We start from the raw sequence: 23,354 nt of genomic DNA, 5'->3' as shown, positions 1-23,354 counted from the left end.
GATGTCCGATGACGGGTGCGGCCACAGCAATAGCTTTTACCTCTACTTTTAATACTTGAATTTTCATACTGTCAGAAAGGCAAAGAGACAAAAGCATCATAAGATATGCTAAACTCTAGATTTTAGGCTACTTCCGTCTTCCGTCTTCCGTCTTCGGTCTTCCGTCTCCCGTCTCCCGTCTCCCGTCTTCGGTCTTCGGTCTTCGGTCTTCCTCACCCCTTAATAAAGGATTCTTCAAACCTCAAGAAGTGACAGGTATACCCATTCGGATTTTTCACCAGATAATCTTGATGATAGTCTTCTGCAGTCCAAAACTGTGTAAATGGCTCTAAAGTAGTTACTACCTTGTTAGACCACTTTCCAGATGCATTGACAATAGCTATCATTTCTTCGGCTTCGGCTTTTTCCTCCTCATTTTGGTAGAAAATCGCAGAGCGATAGCTTGATCCCATGTCGTTGCCTTGCTGATCTATTGTAGTAGGATTGTGCATTCTATAGAAGTAATCCAAAATCTCCTTTAGGGATGTTACATTGGGGTCATAAGTCAGTTCTATGCCTTCAGCATGTCCTGGATGGTTTTTATAGGTCGGGTTTTCATTTTGACCGCCTAGGTAACCAACTTCTGTATCCACTATCCCTGGACGAGTTCTGAAGAGATCTTCCATGCCCCAGAAACAGCCGCCTGCTATGTATGCCTTTTTAGTATTGCTCATTTTATTTCAACTTTTTATCAAAGAAACAGATGGCCTTAGACTTTGATTCCTTTCCTCCTAGCCATCTGAAAAGATACCTAAAGTGTAACATACTAGAGCCAACTTACTTATTTCGTAATTCCCCACATTTGGCAGTAAAAACCAAAATCAATCACATTTAAGTTTGACTTTTAGATTAAGGGCTACTTCGGTCTCCGGTCACTTGTACTGAGCGTAGCCGAAGTATCCGTCTTCCAGCCTTATAAGCTAATAATTAAGACTAATAGCATCGTTTAAAGAATCATATCACTTATTATTCCTCTTATTATACACTTCCATGTACTCATCCAAGAAGCGCTTATCATTGGCATCACTGTCGCCATATTTGGTCCGCACTTCCTCAAATTTCTTATGCATCGTCTCACGAACCGCTGCATACTCAGGGTTATCGTAGACATTGTTCATTTCGCGCGGGTCTTTTTCCAAATCATACAATTCCCATTCATCCACGTCATAATAGAAGTGAATAAGTTTATATCGATCGGTGGCAACCCCGTTATGCCGCTTCACGCTATGCTCAGCAGGGTATTCATAATAGGTATAGTACACAGCATCACGCCATTCTTTGCTTTCTCCACTCACCAACTTTCTAAATGATTCACCTTGCATCTCTTTAGGAGCCTGCAATCCCGCATAATCCAAGAATGTAGGAGCAAAGTCTAGGTTTTGTACCAAGTTTTTGATCGTTGTTCCAGGCTTGATCTCTTTTGGGAACTTCATCACTAGTGGCGTACGGAAAGACTCCTCGTACATAAAGCGCTTGTCAAACCAGCCATGCTCGCCCAAGTAGAACCCTTGATCAGAGGTATAAACCACGATGGTATTTTCAGCGAGGCCATTTGCTTCCAAATAATCCAAGACCTCACCTACTCCATCATCCACAGACTTGATCGTACGCAGGTAATTTTTAATGTATCGATTGTACTTCCAGATCGCGATCTCACGCTTTTGCTCTAGTGTTAAATCCTTCTCGGCTATTCCTCCAAATTTTTTCAGGAATGCTGCATTTTTAGGATCAAAAGCAGCTCTCCAAGCTTTCAGTTGCTCAGGATTGAAGCGTCTTAAATCTCCAGCCAAACCAGTGCTATCTCCATTTGGATTTACTTCAAGCATCAAGTCACGACCCCAACGCATAATTTCGTCAATCTCCATCTCCTGCTCACGAGCCGCCGAACCTCTACCCTGATAATTTGTTTCCTCGTCAAAGAAATTGGCTGGTGGTGTGAATTCCTTATCATCATATAGTGTCAGGTACTCTGGAGCAGGCTTCCAATTTCTATGAGGAGCTTTTTGATGATAAAGCATAACGAAAGGCTTTTCCTTATCTCTACCATTTTCCAACCAGTCCAAAGCCAAGTCAGTGGTGATGTCTGTGACATAACCCTCGATACGCTTTTTCTCCCCATTGATTAAAAAGTCCGGGTTATAATATTCGCCTTGTCCTGGCAACACGATGGAATAATCAAAACCCTGAGGCTGTCCATCCAAATGGATTTTTCCTATCAAAGCTGTCGCATAGCCATTTGCCTGCATCAATTTTGGGAAATTATCCTGATCCCAATTGAAGGGCTGTATGTTATCCACTTTGCCATTCATGAAACTATGTTTCCCTGTCAGCAGAACAGCCCTAGATGGAGCACAGATAGAATTAGTGACGGTAGCTCTAGTGAAAATAGCGCCCTCTTTAGAGATCCTGTCGATATTCGGCGTTTCGTTCAACCCCTCACCATAAGCAGAGATAGCCTGATAGGCATGATCATCAGCCATAATAAAAATGATGTTTGGCCTCTCAGCGGGCTTTTGTTCCTCTTTAGAACTGCAGCTAATTGCAAGAGCGGCTACTAAAAAAAGAAAATAGATTTTTACTCCAGACATACTTTAATTTTTTATTGAAGTTCCAATTTATAGTTAATTAGCTAAAACACTGTACTGGAATTATGAATCTATCCCTGACACAGGAAACAAACTACTCTTTAAACCCTAAATTTATCAATGATATTTAATATTAGGTCAATAGACCTATTGATTTCACTTCTACATGCCTATTTACTACTCACATATTAAGTCGATTCAGAAGCGAGAAGGTCGATAAATTCACTCCCTGAAAATCAGAAATTAAAAATATATAGAACAAAATTAGTGCTATAGCCCTAATTTCAATAGATTAGAAGCGAAATACTGAGATAGGCAGTAGTTAGTACTCTTTATCCAGTATTCCATATCCCATGGAGATGACATCAATCAGCACAATAGACCTGATCATAATAGTAGTTTACCTTTTGGCAATAGTCATGATGGGACTTTGGTTTTCTACCGAAAAGAAGAAAACCAGTAAGGGCTATTTTCTTGCAGGCAAATCTCTTACTTGGTCAGTAATCGGAGCATCACTTTTTGCCTCAAATATTTCCACTGTCCACTTGGTAGGTTTGGCTGAATCTGGCTTCAGGGACGGCATCCTATGGGGAAATTTCGAGTGGTTTTCAGCTTTTGAACTGCTCATTCTAGCCTTTGTATTTATCCCCTTCTATTTAAGAACCAAAATCACCACGCTACCTGAATTCTTGGAGAAGAGGTACGATCAACGTTCCAGGATAATCCTTGCCATCTTTAGCATCCTGGCCGCACTCTTTATGCACATCGGGGTAAGCTTCTATGCTGGCGCGGTAGTTTTCGAGCAAATATTTGGCATCAACATTCTTAGTTCGATCATCATCATAGCTCTGGCAACGGGGATTTATACCATTATCGGTGGTCTCACCTCCGTAGTTGTCACAGAGACTATTCAAACTGTGATCCTAATTTTTGGATCACTCGCGGTTACCTTACTAGCCATATTTGCGCTACCTGATGCAGGTATTACTAGCTATGCTGAGCTGAAATCAGTCGTCTCTGCAGATCGGCTTCATGCAGTAGCCTTTGATGCAGAAGCCAAAGGATTCACCTTTCTCGACATGGTGTTCAGTCACTTGATTTTGGGAATCTGGTACTGGTGCACGGACCAGACGATTGTGCAGCGCGTACTAGGAGCCAAATCCGAAAACCAAGCTAAACTTGGGGCTATTTTCGCTGGTTTTCTGAAAATCCTTCCTGTCTTTATTATGGTGATTCCTGGCATTTTGGCTTTCGCACTTTTCCGGGATGAAATCGGAACCGATACTAAAAGTGTGTTGCCTGTGATGATCATGAACCTGATGCCTATAGGGCTAAAAGGCCTAATGGTCGCAGCATTACTCGCAGCAGTGATGAGCAGTGTGGCAGCGGCATTGAATAGTTGCTCTACCTTATTGGTGTTTGATGTATTTGGAAAAATCAATCCAAATCTATCGGACGGAATGAAAATCAGAATTGGTAGAATTTCAGCCGTGGTAGTACTGGTACTGGCAGTGGCATGGTCACCTTTCTTAGGGAACTTAGGTGCAATTTTTGAATTGATAAACCAGATGTTCTCCATCTTCGCTCCTTCAATAGTGGCGGTTTTTCTGTTTGGAATCTTATCTTCTAAAGGAACTTCAAGTGCTTCATTTGCCACTTTATTAGGAGGAAGCCTGATTGCTGGAGGAATATTCTTAATAGAAAAATATATTCCAATTGGAGGAGTAGAAAACTTCATTTCCAGCGCAAATGGCTTAGGAATAAACTGGCTTCGTCAGACCTATATTTTCTTCCTGATTTCCAGTTTAATTTATTGGACGGTTTCATTTACAGACAAGCAAAAAAGTACGGTGTCGGGTGATTTCTATCTAAGCATGGATTCTTCATCCACCAAAACCAAATTTCTGAGTGTACTACTCGTGGTTATTATGCTGACGATTTATATTATTTTCTATTAAATGAGCTTTATAGAAACCTTATGAAATTCTTCAAAATCAATTTCAAATCCATTTTAGCTATTGCATTCTTTGGTATTGCAGCATTTTCCTTTGCCAAGAAAAATGAGATGAAAGAGAAGAAATCTACTCCTAACATCATCATTATTTTAGCTGATGATCTGGGGTTTGGTGATCCTGAAGTGTACAATCCAGACTCAAAGATCCCTACTCCTAACATAAATGCATTGGCAAAAAGCGGCATCAGATTTACAGATGCGCATAGCCCAAGTGCGGTATGTACTCCTACACGATACGGACTTCTTACAGGGCAATATTCCTGGAGAACCGCTTTGGAAAATGGCGTTTTATTGTACTGGGACAAACCTCTGATCGATCAAAACAGACAAACTATTGCCACCATGCTCAAAGAAAGTGGTTACAATACCGCCGCTATTGGCAAATGGCATTTGGGCTGGCTATGGTCTGATAAGCAGGGAAAATATGTAAATGACACGCTAAATGTGATGCCACATAATGAAAAGATTCGCCAACCTTTAGCTGATAAAATTGACTTCCACCAAGCGCTTGGCGGTGGCCCAACTACCTTGGGATTCGATTACTACTTCGGTGACGATGTTCCCAATTATGCTCCTTACTCTTTCTTCGAAAATGACCGGGTTTTGCAAATCCCTGATATGATCAAGCCGGACAGTATATATGGAAACCCGGGACCCATGTCGAGCGGTTGGGATCTTCGCGCTGTCATGCCTAAGATCACACAAAAAGCAGAAGAGTACATAGAAGAACAGGCTGACTCAAATAATCAATTCTTCCTATACTTTGCTCTTACAGCTCCTCATACACCTATTGCTCCTGCAGGAGAATTTCAGGGAAAAACTAAAATCGGCCCTTATGGCGATTATGTGCATCAGGTAGATTATACAGTCGGTCAAATTGTAAAAGCCTTGAAAAAATCAGGTCAGCTGGAAAACACATTGATTATCTTCACTTCAGACAATGGCTCACCACAGCGGGATGGCACAGAAATGTCTGGAGCAATTGGATCGGTAAAAGCTACAGGTCATGATCCGAGCAAGCCTTACAGAGGAACAAAAGCAGATATTTTTGAAGGCGGACATCGTGTTCCATTTATTGTATCCTGGCCTGCAGCGATTAAAAACGATCAGGTCAATTCTCAGCTTTTCGGCTTGAATGATGTGATTTCCACCCTAGCGGGAATTACAGGAAATAAAGAAAAAAGCAGCCAATTCGAAGATAGCAGAGACTTTAGCTCGGTTTTCTTAGGCAAATCTGACAAGCCCGTTCGGGAGGATATTATCAACCATTCTTCCAAAGGATCATTTGCGATCAGAAAAGGTGATTGGAAACTAATCATGGCTGAAGGCTCAGGTGGATGGACAAATGTAGCTCCGGCAGCGAAAGGAGAAAAACTGCCCTCAATACAACTTTATAACCTGAAAACGGATCCACAGGAGCTAAACAATCTTCAAGCGGAGTATCCGGAACTTGTCAAAGAGATGTCTGCGAAACTGGAAAAATATAAGTCACAAGGCTACAGCAACCCTGATTTCAGCAAATAAACTCCCTATGGAAATCAATCAACATTCGTTACTTCCCACTTCTCCCCGCCCAATAGCAATTATTGGTGCTGGCGGAATAGTGATGGAAGCGCATCTTCCCGCATACTCGCTAGCGGGATGGCAGGTGATGGGGATTTTTGATTTGGATCAGTCCAAAGCTGAAGCTGCAGTATCAAAATTCCCGATAGTCTCAAAGACATTTTCAGACTTGGGCGACTTGATCAAAATAGCATTCAAGCAACAAGCTGTATTTGACTTAGCCGTCCCAGCGGATCAGATTTCCCGCATTCTTCAGCAACTACCAAATGGCTCAGCGGTTTTGATCCAAAAGCCTATGGGGGAAACGCTGGCTGAAGCAGCGGAAATCCACGAAATATGCCAACGCAAAAAACTGATTGCAGCAGTGAATTTCCAGTTGAAATTCGCTCCATATATGCTTGCTGCAAAGGACATGGTGCAGAAAGATTTGCTAGGAGATGTATATGACTTAGAATTAAAAGTCTGTGTCAACACGCCGTGGAATCTCTGGGGATTTTTGAAAGGAAAGCCTCGAATGGAAGTTCTCTATCACAGCGTCCACTACCTGGATTTGATACGCTCCTTTCTTGGAAATCCGATTACAGTTCATGCAAGTCTAAGTCGGCATCCGAAAATGCAGGATTTGGCAGACACGCGAAGCTCTATCATTCTCAATTACGATGAGTTTACGCAAGCCAGAATCCTAACAAATCATGGCCATGAGTTTGGAGTGAAAAATCAAGAATCCTACTTCAAAATTGAAGGAACAAAAGGTGCCATAAAAATCACTATTGGACTGTCTCTCGATTACCCAAAAGGTCAAGCTCCCAAAATGGAATATTGTCTTTTGGAGGGTAATGAAGGCTGGAAAGAAATTCCACTTTCTGGAGGTTGGTTTCCACATGCCTTTATCGGCACGATGGCAGCCTTGCAGATCAAACTTGAAAACCCTGGCGCTCATTTACTGAATAGTACGGCCGATGCATTCCAAACCATGAAACTCGTAGAAAAAGTCTATCAAGCCTCTCAATCAGGCGGAACCTCATTCGAAAAAATCAGCTAATCATGCAAAAATCACTGTTCATAGCATCTCTACTTCTTTTTCTTTCGCTCGGCGCTTTTTCCCAAGAAAAAAAGAAGCCGAACGTCTTATTTATCATCTCGGATGATCTGACCACTACAGCCATCGGAGCCTACGGAAATCCAGTGCCTAAAACTCCCGCCATCGACCAATTGGCGAAGGAAAGCACGGTATTTACCCGAGCTTACACGCAATATCCAGTTTGCGGACCATCTAGGGCTTCATTCATGTTTGGCTACTATCCGAATGCAACACAGACTTATGGCTATGTAAGTGGACGTGAAAACGTAGGACCAGACAGACCGTCTTTGGCTGAGCTTTTCAAACAAAACGGCTATTACACCGCCCGAGTGAGTAAGATCTATCATATGGGAGTTCCAATCGATATAGAAACTGGATCTGATGGCACTGACGATCCTGCTTCCTGGACTGAGAAATTCAATTCTCAAGGTCCAGAATGGCAAGCAGAAGGCAAAGCTGAATTGGTTCAAAATAATGCGGATGGCAGCATCGAGCGCAAAGGCGGAAATGTAATGACTATAGTGCAGGCTTCCGGTGGGGACTTGGCGCATTCCGATGGAAAAACTGCTGAGAAAGCATCAGAGCTTCTTCGTGCACATAAAGACAAACCTTTCTTTTTAGCCGTAGGATTTGTACGGCCTCACGTGCCATTTGTAGCGCCTGCGGAGTATTTTTCTCCTTTTCCTTACGAAGGAATTAAACTACCAAAACAAGTAGAGAATGACTGGGATGATATTCCTGAGCGAGGAATTAACTACGTCACCAGCGTAAATGCTGATATGAATGACGTGCAAAAGCAGAAAGCTATCGCTGCTTACTATGCATCGGTTTCTTACATGGACGCTCAAGTTGGCAAAGTGCTGAAGACACTGAAAGAAGAAGGATTGGAAGACAATACAATTGTAATTTTCACTTCGGATCATGGATTCCATTTGGATGAACATGAATTCTGGATGAAAGTAAGTCTCCACGAAGAGTCAGTACAAGTGCCAATGATGATCAAAGTACCCGGCAAAAAACCTGCAGTCACCAATTCATTTACTGAACTTCTTGACCTCTATCCTACCCTAGCTGAGCTGGCTGGTTTGGATTACCCAAAAGGGATTCAGGGTAAGAGCCTAGTTCCAATTCTGAAAAACCCATCGAAAAAAGTACGGGATTTCGCATTCTCAGTGACTCAGGGCGGTAAGTCATTTTTGATCCGCACAGACAAATGGGCTTACATCCAATATGATGAGGACGCAGGAGCAGGAATGGAACTTTATGATATGGACACTGATCCTATGCAGTTCACAAACCTAGCTAAAGAAGCTTCCCATCAATCCGTCGTAAAAGATATGCAAGCCAAGCTCGCCAAAAAGCTAGCTGAGGTGAGAAAGAATGATCTAGGTATTAATTATAAGACTTCGAAATGATCATCTATATAAAAAAAATAGTTCTAGCCTGCCTCTTAATTTCCTTATCTGGAATTGCTGCAGCACAGATCCAGGTAAAGTCCTTACCTGTTTCGGCGGAACTCAAGAAAGGTGAAGAAAGTCAATTTCTGGATGGTCCTTCGATTTTGAAACTCAAAGACTATTTCGTCTGGGGTGGATCTGTAGTGAAAGGAAATGATGGGAAGTATCACATGCTTTTTGCCATTTGGGAAAGCGGCCCTGATAAAGATAGTTTTTCGCAAAGTTGGGTGCTTGAAAGCAAAATCGGCTACGCTGTCTCTGATTTCCCGGATCGTGATTTCAAATTCCAGAAAATCATCCTCAAAGGAGCCCGATACGATGGGGATCCAGAAGCTTGGGATGCGCAAGGAGTCCACAATCCTCACGTCAAAGAATTTGAAGGAAGCTACTACTTATACTATATCGGGGGAAAAGATCCGGGCGAGGAAGTTGGGCCAGATTTAGACAAAAGAAACCGTGTGCAGCAAAGTCAACAAATCGGAGTTATCCACTTCGATTCCTTTGAAGATTTAGTTGCGGGAAATTTCAAACGTGCTGCTCAGCCGCTTTTGAGTCCGAGAACTCGAGTTAAAAGCAATCAAGTTGTCAGCCCATCACCATCGGGAACGGTAGCCAAGCCAGATAACCTGATCGTGGTAAATCCCTCGGTGGACTATAATCCAAAGAGCAAGGAATACATGCTTTTCTTCAAAGGAAACATTTATGAACCTTCATGGAAAGGCGTGCATGGCGTAGCTACTGGACCAACTCCAATGGGGCCATTTACCGCACGGGATGAATTCATCTTCGATGTTCGGATGCCTGACGGGAAAATTGCAAGTACCGAGGATCCTTATGTCTGGTTCTCGACCAAATACGACTGCTTCTTTGCTGTGGTAAAAGACTTTACTGGAACTGTAGCAAAAAGCGAAAAGAAAGTCTTGGCAATACTAAAATCTGAAGATGGCATCAAGTGGGAAATCACAAGCGAACCACTCTTTATGAAAAGAGAAGTTACCCTTGAAAATGGACAGACAATCCACCTTGATAGACTAGAGCGACCTCAACTTCTATTGAGTGAAGATGGTACACCACTATACCTCTATTGCGCAGCTGCAGTCGAAAATGTCAATCCAAAAACTGACGGAAGCTCATTTAATATACAGATACCACTAGCAGTAATCCCTGCACACTAACATTAAACCAATCTACTTATGCTGATCTAAAAGCAGTGGAATAAATTAATTTTTCGAAGATCAAGAGATGAAATCGCGCCTGCCTTAGGCAGACAGGCATAACTGAAAAGTCACATACTAAGATGATTATCCTACATGCGAGATTCCTCCCTATCCTGATAGCTATCGGGATGACCTTTAATAAGCAAATTATAAACAGATGAAAAAACCTATTGTAATTAAAAAAGGCCTATCAAATGACATGCGTTTCGACCTAAAAGACGGTGCGGGATCGGATGCCATTCACGTCAAACCTGTATATGCATACGCTGTATGCAAGTTGGTGACGGATTCAGATGTAGAAGGAGTTGGATTGGCATTTACCTTAGGCTCAGGAAATAAAATCGTGTGCCAGGCAATCGAATATCTAGTCAAACATGTAGAGGGCAAAGAAATCTATGAATTGATGGATACCTTTGGCGCTACGTACAAGAAAATGGCCGATGACCCCAACTTCCGTTGGCTCGGTCCGCATAAAGGCGTAGTACAATTAGCACTAGCTGCAGTTGTGAATGCCTGTTATGATCTTTGGGCAAAAGCGGAAGGAGTTCCACTATGGAAATTACTAATTGATTTGAGTCCTGAGCAATTGGTAAACACGCTGGACTTCTCTTATTATGAAGATATTTTACCAAAACAAGAAGCTATAGCCCTAATCAAAAACCAGAGAGCGGGAATTACTCAGCGGGAGTCTATTATTCAAACTGGATATCCAGGCTACGATACATCGATTGGCTGGTTCAATTATACTGACGAACAAGTGCTTCGCAATGTGGAAGAAGCCATGAATAATGGATTCACTGCGATGAAACTGAAAGTAGGAGCTCAAAATCCAGATCGTGATATCAGAAGGGCTGAACTGGTAAGGAAAATAGCGGGAGATAAGGCAACGATCATGTTTGATGCTAATCAACAATGGAATCTACCTCAAGCGATAAGTGTGTGTACCAAATTGAAAGAACTAAATCCCTACTGGATTGAGGAGCCTACACATCCAGATGATGTGTATGCACATGTGGCTTTGGCAAAAGCAGTAGATGTACCTCTGGCACTAGGCGAGCATGTGCCGAATAAGATTATTTTCAAAAACTTCATCCAATCTGGATGCATGTCCTTCAATCAGGTAGATGCAGTAAGAGTAGGCGGAGTTTCGGAGTTTCTCCTGATCAGTTTGCTTTCCCGCAAATTCAATATTCCAGTAGTTCCACATGTGGGTGACATGGGACAGATTCATCAGCACTTGGTATTGTTCAATCATATCACACTTGGGCATCCAGCTTTGCTATTGGAGCACATTCCACATTTACGTGATTACTTCAAACACCCAGTGTTGATCTCAGACGGAAAATACCAAACTCCTATGGAACCAGGTATGAGTGCGGATCTTCTGCAATACGAATATTCTTATTAAAACATGACTATCCGCAATGATACCGGTATCCATAATTTTTTTGCTTAGCTGGCTGGAAGACCGAAGACGGGTGACCGAAGCGGCCACAATTCTTAAGTTTAACATATCCTATATTGCTTTTGCATTCTTACTGGAATAAAAGCGGCTATACACATTCAAAAGACACCTCTACTTTGACCTAGTCAAAAATGAAATTACTATATCTACTTTCCTTTAGCTTATTTATCAGCTTTAGCGCAGCTTATTCCCAGAAAAACCCTTTCCTAAATCAGTGGGATACTTCTCCTGTGGAAGGAGCATTTCAAATGGAGGATTATATTGTTTGGGGTGGCTCAGTGATCCAAGGAGAAGATAATCTTTACTACATGTTTGCCAGTCGCTGGCCAAAGCATCTGGGGATGAGCGCATGGGTAACAAATAGCGAAATCGTCCTTGCTGTAGCAGATAACTCTGAAGGTCCATTTAAATTCAAACAAGTGGTGTTGCCTGCTAGAGGCAAAGAATTTTGGGATGGAATGATGACTCACAATCCCAATATCCAATACCACGATGGGAAATACGTGCTATTCTACATCGGGATTAATTACGAATTTGATCAACCAGTACAAATAGCCCCTACCCGTGAGCTTTATGAAGAGGCATGGAATCATAAACGTATAGGAGTAGCTGTTGCTGATTCCCCAACGGGCCCGTGGAAAAGAATGGAAGAACCAATCCTTCAGCCCCGGCCAGGACAATGGGATGGAGCAATTATCAGCAATCCTGCCCCCTTTGTCCACGAAGATGGATCTGTGCTCTTGGTGTATAAGAGTGCTCCCGTTCCTTATCCAGCCAGAAACCAAGATAGAACAATGACTTTTGGGGTTGCCACAGCCAAGCACTACTGGGGTCCTTACGAACGGAAGGGCGAGGATAATCAAATCAAACTTCTTCCTATAAGTTCAGATGTGGAAGACCCATACATCTGGTACGATGGCAGCCAGTATCACATGCTAGCCAAATGCATGAATGCAGCCATTACTGGTGAGTCTGGTGCAGGATTTTATGCAAGTTCTGAAGACGGTGTAGTTTGGACTACACCGGAAAATCCAGCTGCATACAGCAGAACTCTCACGCTCAGCAATGGAGAAACTGTAGAATTCCCTAAACTGGAACGCCCTCAAGTACTGGTGCAACATGGTCATCCTACACATGTCTATTTCGCGGCCAGAAATCCTGAAGGAAATATTTTCAACATGGTAAGGCCACTTAAAAGCGAACCAAAAGAATAACTGTCAAACAATGGATTCTGTTAAATTGGAGTTCTTTACTTTATTGAATATTAAGCAATTTCATAAAGACCTTGAATTGGTGAAATTCACATATAGTTTAGCGAGTAGTTGTTCAGCAATAAAAAATAAAGGGGTATGAAAAAATATAGTCTAATACTTTTGGTTCAAATAATTTTTCTGCACCCAAGTATCGCACAGGATAATCTGCAGATCTCTAAATTTATTCAGCCTGTTAGTGAGGTAAATATTTTTCGCACAGAGGGCTATTATAACTGGGGAGGATCAATAGTCAAAGGAAATGACGGAATGTATCACCTCTTTTATTCTCGGTGGCCCAAATCCACCAATTTTACTGGATGGCTATTATTTTCTGAAATTGCCCACGCAGTTTCAGAAAACCCTACAGGACCTTGGGAATTCAAAAAGACTGTTTTAGAAGGTCGTGGAAAAGGCAATTGGGATGCTATAACAGCGCACAATCCCAAGATTAAATATTTTAACGGGAAATATTATCTGTATTATATCTCCACCAATATGGGAGAAAATCAGGACTATTCAGAAAATGACTTGATGGAAATCAGTTTGACTGGATACAATCATCCCAAATGGAAAATTTTAAGACCCAATCAGCGAACCGGAGTTGCAGTAGCTAATTCTTTAGATGGTCCCTGGCAAAGACAAGACCAACCTTTAATAGAACCTTCAGGCCCTATCTCGACTTTGACCGTGAACCCGGCTGTGGACCAGGGAAAGGATGGTCGTTATTATATGATCGTTAAAGGTGATAAACCCAAAGAAACAAGATTTATTAGAAATCAAGCTATTGCCATAAGTGATAATCCTGACGGACCCTTTGATATCCAACCTGACCCTGTAATCGATTACTTGGACACTGAAGACATGTCCCTTTGGTATGACGAAAAGCGTGAAATTTATTATGGAATCTTTCATACTCCAGAGGGATTTATAGGATTGGTCAGCTCTACAGATGGACTCAAATGGCAAAAGGCTTCCGAATACCAGATTATGCCAAAAGAAATTAAAATGAAGGATGGTACTACCCTGAAACCTGATCGACTAGAGCGCCCATTTGTTTTTAAAGAAAGTGGGGAACTGATCACGCTGGGACTAGCTGCCAAGCAAGGGGACGAATCCTTTATCATTTTTATCCCTCTGAATAAATAAGCTAACATTATATACCTGATAGACGGAAGACCGACACTTCGGCTACGCTCAGTAGAAGTGACAGGTGACCGAAGCGGTTGAGACCTTCAGTTATGGAGCTTTGAAAGTATATTGTTAGTAAAGCGGATTTACATTCTTCATTAGAATTCTATGTATAATAAAACTTTAAGTTCTCTTTTCATTTTTGTGCTATTCGCATTCTCTTCAGGGAGGTTGTTTGCTCAAAACAAGCAATTTGCAGACAGTTGGGAGTATATGGGCATAGCAGTTGAAGAACCTGGATTTACCATATGGGGTACATCTCCTGTGATGGATGATGAAGGGAATGTTCATCTCTTTGTGGCTCGGTGGCCAGGTGACAAAGTAAATCCAGATTGGCGATCAGCTAGTGAAATAGCTCATTACGTCGGTTCAAATCCAGAAGGCCCATTTTCTTTTTCTGATGTGGCAGTAGCAGGAACAGGTCTAGATACTTGGGATAAGTATGGTGCACATAACCCGACCATCTCTAGAGTAGAGGATAAGTATGTATTATTATATATAGCGAATGATAATCCATCACAACCGCCCCACCCTTCTAATCAAAAAATAGGGATGGCAATTGCTGATTCTCCTTATGGTCCATGGAATAAGGTGAATAAAGACGGATTGATTTTGGACACACCTAAAAACCCGGCATACTGGAATTACGAGGCTAGCAACGGCGTCAATAATCCGGCGCTGTTAAAACATCCTGACGGAGGGTATTTTCTTTACTTCAAGTCTGAAAAATCCCGAATGGGTTTGGCGGTCGCAGAAAATCTGGAAGGCCCTTACGTTCAAATGCCATTCCCAGTCACTTCCAACGATCAAAATATTGAAGACGGTTATGCTTTTATGTACGAGGGAAAGTTCGCATTACTCACTACGGACAATCATGGAATCATCGAAGCAGGTGGAGGATTGCTATGGACATCAGAAGATGGAATCACTTTCGACACCTATGAAAAAGGTTTTCATAGAATCAATGCATATCTAGATTTTGATCAGGAAAAAGTGGCTATTTATTATGGTCCAATGAACGCTACCTATTCGAAATTTGAGCGACCGCAACTACTTCTTGTAGATGGTGAAGTCAACTACATGTATGTACCCTCAGGACATAATATTTTTGGCCGAAAGAATACAGTAAGCTATGTCTTGAAATTCAAAAAGTGATTTATATACACCTTATCTACTTTCTAATTACGAATCACTGGGTCCGGGAAGTTTGAGTAACAATTTACTCTAGGAAGAGTAATAAATTATAGACACCAAAAAAGCTGATATAATCCGTCTAACCCTGAAACAATAAATATTTATATAAGGAGAAATAAATATCAATGAAAACGAATCTGACAGCGTCCTATCTGGAAAACTTAAGGAGACCTATCTATTCAGGCGTCAGTGCGATTACATTAACACTTCTTTTTTCATGGATAGGTTCCTCTTCCAGCCCTGCAAAAGCTATCAAAAGTAATTTTTTAACATAGAAAAGTATATACCCTCAGTAAATACAGTTCATTTTGGTCTGAATCTAAAAAGCAAGGTTCTTATAGACGACTAGTAATCAGTATATTACTCTAATAATGGGGCATTCGGCCTATTCGGACATACCGATCATAATTATTATAGTCCGAATATCCCCACTATCCACCAACTAATAAAATACCCCCTATTTAATACAGCAGGAAGCCCCATCTTTTGATAAATTTTTAACAAACTATAAAGAAATGATAAAAATTATACCTAAAGGAGTTATTCTGAGATCGAAAATCTTAGCTGTTGGGCTGGGACTTTTTTCGTACTCAGTTAATTCAAACGCCCTAAGCAAGTCCGCATTTGCGGAAAACAATTATTTTGCCGACACCAGCTTAATAAGTTATGGAAGTTTAGTCGAAGTCTCTATAAAAGGGAAGATAGTGGATGCCGATGGTTATCCTCTCCCGGGAGCTACAATCACTGTTCAAGGGACAACCAAAGGGACAGTAACTGATGGAGATGGTAATTATACTATTTCCGTGGAAGAAGGAGCTACATTACAATTTTCCTTTATTGGATATGCTACTCAAACCATAGTAGTCGGCAACTCAAATGTGATTAACATCACAATGAGTGAAGATGCTCAATCACTCTCTGAAGTGGTGGTTGTGGGTTATGGCACTCAAAAAGCTACTAATTTAACTGGAGCAGTAGATGTAGTTGATGGTAAAATGATAGAAAGCAGACCATCTCCATCAGTCTCTCAATTACTTCAAGGTACTTCGCCAGGTCTTACTTTTAGTGTAGGAAATAATGGGTTTCAGCCGGGAGCCAACTTAGGAGTACAAATCCGAGGTATGGGGTCCTTAAATGGTGGTGGAGATCCATACATCGTTATTGACGGAATACCAGGTGATATGAACCGCCTCAATCCTGATGATATTGAATCCATTTCCATACTGAAGGATGCTGCTGCATCTGCGATTTATGGAGCAAGAGCTCCTTATGGAGTGATTGTAATCACTACTAAATCTGGGAAAAACCAAGAATTGCGTGTGAGCTATTCTGGCAATGTGTCAGTCGCTACTCCACAGCGCCTTCCAAGCATGACAAATTCGTTGACTTTTGCAAAAGCAATAAATGAAGCAGGGGTAGCTGGGTCAGGAGGAAGATTTTTTCGTGATGAGATTATAGATAACATCGTAGCCTTTCAGGCAGGGGATTATGATTTCTTGAGAGGCACACCGAATTTCCCACAAGACGCCACCTACTTTGAAACTACGCCTAACTTAAATAGTCAAAACCAATGGGGATTTAACCAATTTGGTAATGCTAATCGTGACTGGTTTGATGAATATTATGGCTCTGGTTTTATCCAAAAACATGACTTGACACTATCAGGCGGAAATGATAAGACCGCCTATTACTTCTCTGCCGGTCTATATGATCAAGGAGGAGTGCTCAATTATGGTACTGATACTTTTAATCGATACAACGTGATGGGTAAGATCACTACTTCGATCACTAAAAACTGGGATTTCACCTACCAACCTCGTTTCTCCAAGCAAGTACGTGAGCTACCTAATATGGACCGTCAAGGTTCTTATGATCTGATATTTCACCAGATCGCACGTACCATGCCTACCAATGCGATGTATGATGGTTTTGGAAATGTCATGATTCAATCTAAGATTCCTTGGGTAAATGACGCTGGAACTGACCGTACAGAGACTACTGAAAACTGGCAAAATTTCTCTACAGATTTCAGACCAATTGATGGATTGACTGTGCACGGAGATTTCGCATTCAAGAATGTAGACCAATTCTACCAAAGCAAAGAATTGACAGTATATGATCATTTAGTAGATGGATCTATTATCCCTAGTGGTAATACGGTGCCAAGTAATTATCGCGCTACACACTACAGCAATGTATACTGGACTACCAACTTGTTTACCTCTTACGAATTCAAAGCTGGTGAAAATCATAATTTCAAAATTATGGGCGGTACCCAGTTTGAGAGAACTAAGCAGAGAAGCTTAAGTGGTTATAGAACTAATATTCTGGTGCCAGATGTACCATCTCTAAATACTGCTGACGGTGATATACAAATGAACGAAGGCTTGCTAACCTATAGTACTCAAGGGTATTTTGGTAGAGTCAATTATAACTTTAATGAAAAGTATTTATTTGAAGCAAATGCACGATATGACGGAACTTCAAGATTCAAGGATGGAAATCGTTGGGGATTCTTCCCCTCCTTCTCTGCTGGATGGAATATGGATAAGGAAAACTTCTGGGAATCCATTAAGCCTGTAGTGAATACTTTCAAAATCCGTGGATCTTGGGGTGAATTGGGTAACCAAAATGTAGACCCATACCTAGATCTACTACTTATTCCGCTTTCTGGAAGTGCTGTAAACTGGATTTTCGAATCTGGTGGAGCTAGACCTGTAGGTTATGCAGGAACCCCTTCTTTGGTAAGTAATAACTTGACTTGGGAAACCGCACGGACTATAGATATCGGTGCGGATATGTCTTTCCTTAATAATAAGTTGAAGGTTGTAGTAGATTGGTTTGAAAGAACAACGTTTGACATGATCGGCCCTGTTGCACCAGCTCCTGGAGTACTTGGATCTAATGTTCCACAGACTAACAATGCTACTTTAAGAGCAAGAGGATGGGAAACTTCCATCAACTATGGTCACACTACCAATAGTGGATTTACTTACAATGTTGGTTTTAATATCTATGACAGTAAAGCTGTTGTAACCAAATATTCGAATCCAGAAGGAGTTCTATCCAACTGGTATGAAGGTAGAGAGCAAGGCGAGATCTGGGGTTATTCAGCAGATGACCTATACCAGACGCAAGAAGAAATTGATTCATATACCTCCCAAGTTGATCTTTCTGATTTGACAGGTTTATCATGGAAAACGGGTGATGTAAAATATTTGGATACCAATGGAGATGGCAAAGTAGATAATGGCTCAAATACCCTGGAAGATTCTGGAGACTTGCATATCATTGGAAATAGTACTCCTCACTTCCAGTATGGACTGAATTTGAGTGCTGCCTACAAAGGATTTGACTTTTCTTTGCTAGTGAGAGGAGTGGCTAAGAGAGACCTCTGGTTCGGCTCTGGGGAAAATATGTTTTGGGGTTTCAGATCTGGTAACCAAACCACACTTACTGATTATCACTTGGATTATTTTAGAGATCAAGTTGGAGATGCCTACACGGGTATCGCTGAAGGAGAGGCGAACTTTAATACAAATGCCTTCTTCCCTAGACCATATATTAATGATGGACAAAACAACAAGAATAGAATAACCAGTACACGTTACCTTCAAAGTGGTGCATATATGAGAATACAGAATATGCAGATTGGTTACACTTTCCCTAGACCAATGCTTGAGAAATTGAAAATCAGTAACCTGAGAGTTTACTTCTCCGGAGAAAACTTATTCACATTTACCAGCCTTCCTGATGGTATAGATCCTGTTGCAGTGGGCGGAAGCTATGGTGTGGGTAAAACCTATGGTGCTGATCGCATATTCTCATTTGGTTTAAAAATCACCAACTAATCCAACCTGATAAGACATGAAAAAATTACAATATATACTAGTATTGGGTGCGTTACTCTTCGGCACTATGGCCTGTGAAGATTTTATAGAGAACCCACCAGAAGATCAAATCTCTGTCAATGAATATTTCAGAACAAGCAATGACATTGAGAATTATGTAAAAAAATATTACGACGTTTTCCCACGCCATGGAAGTGCCAATCAACCTTTATCAGAAAACAATTCTGACAATCTAATTATAGCTACTCCAAGCGCTATCCTCAACGGAACAAGATCACCTCGAAACGGTCAATGGTCAGGTGAATGGTCAAACATTAGAAGTATAAATATTCTTTTTGACAACTTGGACAATGTGCAAGCTGATATTAGTTCTTATGCTCAGTTTTTGGGAGAAGCCCATTTCTTTAGAGCTTGGTTTTATTATGATCTTTACAAGGACTATGGAGATCTACCAATCTACGATCATCAATTATTTCCAGGTGACGAGCAACTGTTGGATTCGCGTGCTCCACGTACAGAGGTAGCAGATTTCATTATCTCTGAGTTGGATAAAGCATTCGAATACCTCGGGAATAGACAATCAGTTGGGAATTCAAGATTGAATAAGGAAACAGCCTTAGCTTTTAAAGCACAGGTGGCACTATACGAAGGAACCTGGCAGAAATATCACGCTGGAACTGAGTTTGGCACTACTGGAGCTGACCCTAACAAGTACTTTCAGCAGGTAATCTCAGCGACTGAAGAGCTGATGAACGGATCTTACATCGTAGGTTTATTAAATACAGGCAAGCCTGATGCAGATTATTATAACCTATTTGGATTGGATAATATGTCTAATATTGATGAGGTGCTTTTCTATAGAATAGCAAGTACTTCAGAGCAGTTGGGGCATGAATTACAATTCTACACAACTCGTAGAACTAGAGATATGGGAATCACGTGGTCTTTAGCTTCTTCCTATCTTGGTAAAGACGGCAAGCCATACGATTATTCTGCACTAGCTCAGACGGCGAGTGGAAATGATTTTTTAAATCAAATAGTAGAGGATGTGGATCCGAGGCTCCATGCTACAGTTTGGGCCCCTGGAGATTTGAGAGTTGCGAGTTCTGGACAAATCTTTAGTAAGCCATTCATTAATGGAGGTTCGGAAGAGCTATGCGCTACTGGCTTTCAGGTGAAAAAATTTTCTAATCCATATTCTTCTGGGGCAGGTGCAGATTTTGGTGGATATAGCCAAACTGGGAGAATTTACTTCAGGTATGCAGAGGTATTACTTAATTATGCAGAGGCAAAGTATGAATTGAATCAAGAGCTGGCTTTGCCTCAATTGAACATGATCAGAAATCGTGTTGGTATGCCAGATTTCGAAGTGATTCCTCAAGCAGACTTTGGAGATCAATTGTTGGATTATGGATATGCGATAGATGATGCATTGTATGCGATTAGAAATGAGCGTCGAGTAGAATTGGCATTAGAAGGGCAGCGTATAGATGACTACAGAAGATGGGCTGCTCATGAATTATTTGCGGGTAAAAGACCTTTAGGTTATCCATTTAAGCAATCAGAATTTCCTACTCTGGTAGTGAAAGTTGATGAGAGAAATCAATTGGACTATTTCCAATCTGAAATGCCAAACGGTTATGGTTTCAAAGCAAACAGAGATTATCTTATTTCTATTCCTAGCGATGAGCTCACGCTCAACCCAAACCTTACACAAAATCCAAATTGGTAATTTGATAAAAGGAGAAGCTAAATACTTCTCCTTTTTTACTTTTAAGGCATGCCATCTTGCACTAGGACGAAAACTTTGGTCATTTCTATTCTCCGCTTCTTTTGTTCTGGCGTGATAATTCAGGCTAAAAGGGTTTAGCGAGCAATAAGATTTAAACCTATTTTCGATCTATAACCGCCACTTTATTTTTTTAGTACACAAGACCTATTTTCTTTACAAGAATTAGTGCTTTTGCACTATTTTTCGTATTTTAGAAGTAGAGATTCAATTCATGAATGGACTTACCTACTTACATCAAGCCCATCATCTATTGCATTGATCCCCAAATCTTAATTAAGCACAAGGTTGGTAATTAATAAAAATAAATATAGTTGGTAGAATAATGGTTTATTAATCATAAAAAAGGGGATTCATAATCCCCTTTTTTATCCTTTCAGCTATATCTTGACAAAAGATTCTTTTTTCTAACTTTATAAAGTATTAGAATGGACAAAGCCCCAAAAATGAAGACAAAGGAGAAAATCCAACTAATGGCTATTAAGCTGTTTAATGAATCAGGAATACAAACAATAACCAGTCGCCACATAGCTGGGGAAATGGGGATTTCTCATGGCAATCTAGATTACCATTACAAAAACAAAGAAGAACTACTTCTAGCTATTTACGAAAAGATGCGATCCGATTTGTCGGATAATTACAGCATTCGTAAAGAAAACACCTCTCCCTTAGAGCATCTACATCTGCTACTTTTAAGGCTGGAGAAATTCCAATATCAATACCGATTTTTCAATTTAGATGTTCTGGAAATCTCCAGATCCTATCCGCAGGTTAACACGCTGTTGCAACAAACTTTCGAGCTAAGAAAAAAACAAATGGAAACGCTCCTGGATGAGTTTATGGCTGAAGGGTATCTTATCCCTACAGAACCTGGATCTATGGAACAAATCCAGCACATAATAAGAATCATCATTACCTTCTGGGTTTCCAAACAAGAAGTATTGACCACTTATAAGTTCAATGAGAAAGGTCAAATGACTCGAAGTATCTGGACTATCATAAAGCCTTATTTAAATGATAGAGGGAAGGAAGAGCAAGCAAATATAATTGACAAATACGGCTACGCACACAAAGAATCAACCAATGAAGAGTAAACTTAGAATCTTTGGAATAGGGACAACCCTACTTCTTTCACTCATTTGTCAGCTAGGTCTGGCACAACAAAAACCCATCAAACCCAACGTACTTTTCCTTTTTGCAGATGATCAGCGTGCGGATGCTTTGGGAGTTTCAGGCAATCCTTACATACAAACTCCGAACATAGATCAGTTAGCAAGTGATGGCAGCCGCTTCGAAAACGCCTATGTAATGGGCGGGAATCACGGCGCTGTATGCGCTGCAAGTCGGGCGATGTTGCTAAGTGGCAAAAGCTTATTTCATGTCTATGACAAACTCAAAGACGAGCGCACCATGCCGATGGACTTTGCACAAGCAGGATATTCTACTTTTGGTACTGGTAAGTGGCATAATGAGAAAGAAGCTTTCGAAGCGAGTTTCCAGCATGCAAAAAATGTCTACCTAGGAGGAATGGCTGATCATTACAGCCTTGCGATGCGTGATTATGACGAAAATGGAAAGCTCGGTGAGCCAACAAACAGAGGTTACTCTACAGAAGTTTTTGCCGCAGGCGCGATTGAGTTTATAAAAGATCATGCTAAATCAGGAACTGACAAGCCATTCTTCGCTTATGTAGCCTTCACTGCACCGCATGATCCTTACTCTCCTGAAGCGAATTATATCAATCATTACCCAGATGGCTCTTTGCCTTTGCCTGGGAATTACAAACCCTATCATCCTTTTGCATTTGACAACCTCATGGTACGCGATGAACTGCTTACTGACTGGCCAAGAAAGCCAGAGGTAATCCAGATGATTCTGTCTGATTACTATGCGCTGGTGACTCACTTAGATACCCAGATTGGCAAAATCATCCAAACGCTCAAAGACAATAACCTGTACGATAACACCATCATCGTCTATGCTGCTGACAATGGTTTGGCAGCGGGAAGCCATGGATTGCTAGGCAAGCAAAGTCTCTACGAACACAGCACCAATGTCCCGATGATCATCAAAGGCCCTGGAGTTCCGAAGAACGAGACTTTTGATGCGATGGTGTATCTCTATGACCTTTACCCTACCCTATCCGAATTGGCAGGTTTACCGAAGCCAACTCAGGTGGATGGAAAGAGCTTAGCTCCTATTCTTTCTGGAAAAAGCGCTGGTGTGAGAAACAGCCTATTTACTGCTTACCGATATACAGTGCGGGCAGTAAGAACACCAGAATGGAAACTGATCAGGTACCCAGAACGTGATTATACGCAGTTGTTCAACTTGAAAAATGATCCATTGGAATTGAACAATCTTGCTGACAACACAGAGTATTCCAGTACTAGAGATGAACTGATGAACTCGCTGAAAGACTGGCAAAAAGCCTCAGGCGACACTGCTGCTTTGACTACCAAGGTGATCAAACCACTAGAATACGATCCTGCCAAACTTACTAGAAAACCAGATCAATGGCAGCCTGAATATACGCTGAAGCGGTATTTTGAGAATATCGAAAATTAAAAAATCTTAGGCAGAAAGCACAAAAAAGGTCTCCTGATACAGGAGACCTTTTTTGTGCTCCTCACTTCTCATTTGAATTCCGGAAATAGC

15 protein-coding genes are annotated in these 23,354 nt (G+C 41.2%); 13 read left to right on the top strand and 2 right to left on the bottom strand.

What is annotated here, in order from left to right:
- Positions 1 to 212: 212 nt before the first annotated feature.
- Positions 213 to 713, bottom strand: coding sequence for a peptide-methionine (S)-S-oxide reductase MsrA (gene msrA, locus BM291_RS10335; RefSeq protein WP_092897022.1), 501 nt, complete (start codon positions 711 to 713; stop codon positions 213 to 215).
- A gap of 285 nt (positions 714 to 998) precedes the next feature.
- Complete coding sequence (locus BM291_RS10330) at positions 999 to 2,627, bottom strand: sulfatase family protein (protein ID WP_092897020.1); 1,629 nt, start codon at positions 2,625 to 2,627, stop codon at positions 999 to 1,001.
- Between the two features lie 356 nt (positions 2,628 to 2,983).
- Here BM291_RS10330 and BM291_RS10325 point away from each other — a divergent pair, with 356 nt between their 5' ends.
- The 13 genes from BM291_RS10325 (at position 2,984) to BM291_RS10265 (ending at position 23,264) form a co-directional block, all read left to right on the top strand.
- The gene (locus BM291_RS10325; RefSeq protein ID WP_175499677.1) at positions 2,984 to 4,582 is read left to right on the top strand and encodes a sodium:solute symporter family transporter; all 1,599 of its coding nucleotides are present in this window, start codon (positions 2,984 to 2,986) and stop codon (positions 4,580 to 4,582) included.
- A 20-nt stretch (positions 4,583 to 4,602) separates the two neighbouring features.
- Positions 4,603 to 6,162, top strand: a complete 1,560-nt coding sequence (locus tag BM291_RS10320) for a sulfatase family protein (RefSeq protein WP_092897015.1) — start codon at positions 4,603 to 4,605, stop codon at positions 6,160 to 6,162.
- 7 nt (positions 6,163 to 6,169) lie between these two features.
- Positions 6,170 to 7,243, top strand: a complete 1,074-nt coding sequence (locus BM291_RS10315; protein WP_092897012.1) for a Gfo/Idh/MocA family protein — start codon at positions 6,170 to 6,172, stop codon at positions 7,241 to 7,243.
- 2 nt (positions 7,244 to 7,245) lie between these two features.
- On the top strand, positions 7,246 to 8,697 hold the full coding sequence (locus BM291_RS10310) for a sulfatase (protein ID WP_092897009.1): 1,452 nt from the start codon (positions 7,246 to 7,248) through the stop codon (positions 8,695 to 8,697).
- Positions 8,694 to 9,914 carry a glycoside hydrolase family protein gene (locus tag BM291_RS10305; RefSeq protein ID WP_092897006.1) on the top strand — a complete coding sequence of 407 codons (1,221 nt, stop codon included), beginning with the start codon at positions 8,694 to 8,696 and terminating at the stop codon, positions 9,912 to 9,914. Before BM291_RS10310 ends, BM291_RS10305 begins: the two co-directional genes overlap by 4 nt.
- Positions 9,915 to 10,113: 199 nt before the next feature.
- Entirely contained in the window at positions 10,114 to 11,364 is a 1,251-nt protein-coding gene (locus BM291_RS10300; RefSeq protein WP_092897003.1) for an enolase C-terminal domain-like protein, read from the top strand.
- Positions 11,365 to 11,552: 188 nt separating this feature from the next.
- Entirely contained in the window at positions 11,553 to 12,635 is a 1,083-nt protein-coding gene (locus BM291_RS10295) for a glycoside hydrolase family protein (RefSeq protein ID WP_092897000.1), read from the top strand.
- Positions 12,636 to 12,770: 135 nt separating this feature from the next.
- The gene (locus tag BM291_RS10290; protein WP_092896997.1) at positions 12,771 to 13,820 is read left to right on the top strand and encodes a glycoside hydrolase family protein; all 1,050 of its coding nucleotides are present in this window, start codon (positions 12,771 to 12,773) and stop codon (positions 13,818 to 13,820) included.
- Positions 13,821 to 13,970: 150 nt separating this feature from the next.
- Positions 13,971 to 15,017 carry a glycoside hydrolase family protein gene (locus tag BM291_RS10285; RefSeq protein WP_092896994.1) on the top strand — a complete coding sequence of 349 codons (1,047 nt, stop codon included), beginning with the start codon at positions 13,971 to 13,973 and terminating at the stop codon, positions 15,015 to 15,017.
- Between the two features lie 554 nt (positions 15,018 to 15,571).
- Positions 15,572 to 18,907, top strand: a complete 3,336-nt coding sequence (locus BM291_RS10280) for a SusC/RagA family TonB-linked outer membrane protein (RefSeq protein WP_092896991.1) — start codon at positions 15,572 to 15,574, stop codon at positions 18,905 to 18,907.
- A gap of 16 nt (positions 18,908 to 18,923) precedes the next feature.
- Positions 18,924 to 20,639 (top strand): RagB/SusD family nutrient uptake outer membrane protein, encoded by a 1,716-nt coding sequence (locus BM291_RS10275; protein ID WP_092896988.1) that lies wholly within the window; start codon positions 18,924 to 18,926, stop codon positions 20,637 to 20,639.
- 503 nt (positions 20,640 to 21,142) lie between these two features.
- A complete protein-coding gene (locus BM291_RS10270) occupies positions 21,143 to 21,790 on the top strand; it encodes a TetR/AcrR family transcriptional regulator (protein ID WP_245786832.1) in 648 nt (215 codons plus the stop codon).
- On the top strand, positions 21,780 to 23,264 hold the full coding sequence (locus BM291_RS10265) for a sulfatase family protein (protein ID WP_092896983.1): 1,485 nt from the start codon (positions 21,780 to 21,782) through the stop codon (positions 23,262 to 23,264). The genes BM291_RS10270 and BM291_RS10265 overlap by 11 nt, the downstream gene beginning before the upstream one ends.
- Positions 23,265 to 23,354: the final 90 nt, after the last annotated feature.

The organism is Algoriphagus aquimarinus, assembly GCF_900112005.1.
Taxonomy (GTDB): Bacteria; Bacteroidota; Bacteroidia; order Cytophagales; family Cyclobacteriaceae; genus Algoriphagus; species Algoriphagus aquimarinus.
This window is presented reverse-complemented; position numbering and strand designations above follow the sequence as displayed.

Bases quoted from the DNA above. Each gene is read 5' to 3' on its own strand.
- msrA (WP_092897022.1), bottom strand. From the start codon at position 713: ATGAGCAATACTAAAAAGGCATACATAGCAGGCGGCTGTTTCTGGGGC.
- BM291_RS10330 (WP_092897020.1), bottom strand. From the start codon at position 2,627: ATGTCTGGAGTAAAAATCTATTTTCTTTTTTTAGTAGCCGCTCTTGCA.
- BM291_RS10325 (WP_175499677.1), top strand. From the start codon at position 2,984: ATGACATCAATCAGCACAATAGACCTGATCATAATAGTAGTTTACCTT.
- BM291_RS10320 (WP_092897015.1), top strand. From the start codon at position 4,603: ATGAAATTCTTCAAAATCAATTTCAAATCCATTTTAGCTATTGCATTC.
- BM291_RS10315 (WP_092897012.1), top strand. From the start codon at position 6,170: ATGGAAATCAATCAACATTCGTTACTTCCCACTTCTCCCCGCCCAATA.
- BM291_RS10310 (WP_092897009.1), top strand. From the start codon at position 7,246: ATGCAAAAATCACTGTTCATAGCATCTCTACTTCTTTTTCTTTCGCTC.
- BM291_RS10305 (WP_092897006.1), top strand. From the start codon at position 8,694: ATGATCATCTATATAAAAAAAATAGTTCTAGCCTGCCTCTTAATTTCC.
- BM291_RS10300 (WP_092897003.1), top strand. From the start codon at position 10,114: ATGAAAAAACCTATTGTAATTAAAAAAGGCCTATCAAATGACATGCGT.
- BM291_RS10295 (WP_092897000.1), top strand. From the start codon at position 11,553: ATGAAATTACTATATCTACTTTCCTTTAGCTTATTTATCAGCTTTAGC.
- BM291_RS10290 (WP_092896997.1), top strand. From the start codon at position 12,771: ATGAAAAAATATAGTCTAATACTTTTGGTTCAAATAATTTTTCTGCAC.
- BM291_RS10285 (WP_092896994.1), top strand. From the start codon at position 13,971: ATGTATAATAAAACTTTAAGTTCTCTTTTCATTTTTGTGCTATTCGCA.
- BM291_RS10280 (WP_092896991.1), top strand. From the start codon at position 15,572: ATGATAAAAATTATACCTAAAGGAGTTATTCTGAGATCGAAAATCTTA.
- BM291_RS10275 (WP_092896988.1), top strand. From the start codon at position 18,924: ATGAAAAAATTACAATATATACTAGTATTGGGTGCGTTACTCTTCGGC.
- BM291_RS10270 (WP_245786832.1), top strand. From the start codon at position 21,143: ATGAAGACAAAGGAGAAAATCCAACTAATGGCTATTAAGCTGTTTAAT.
- BM291_RS10265 (WP_092896983.1), top strand. From the start codon at position 21,780: ATGAAGAGTAAACTTAGAATCTTTGGAATAGGGACAACCCTACTTCTT.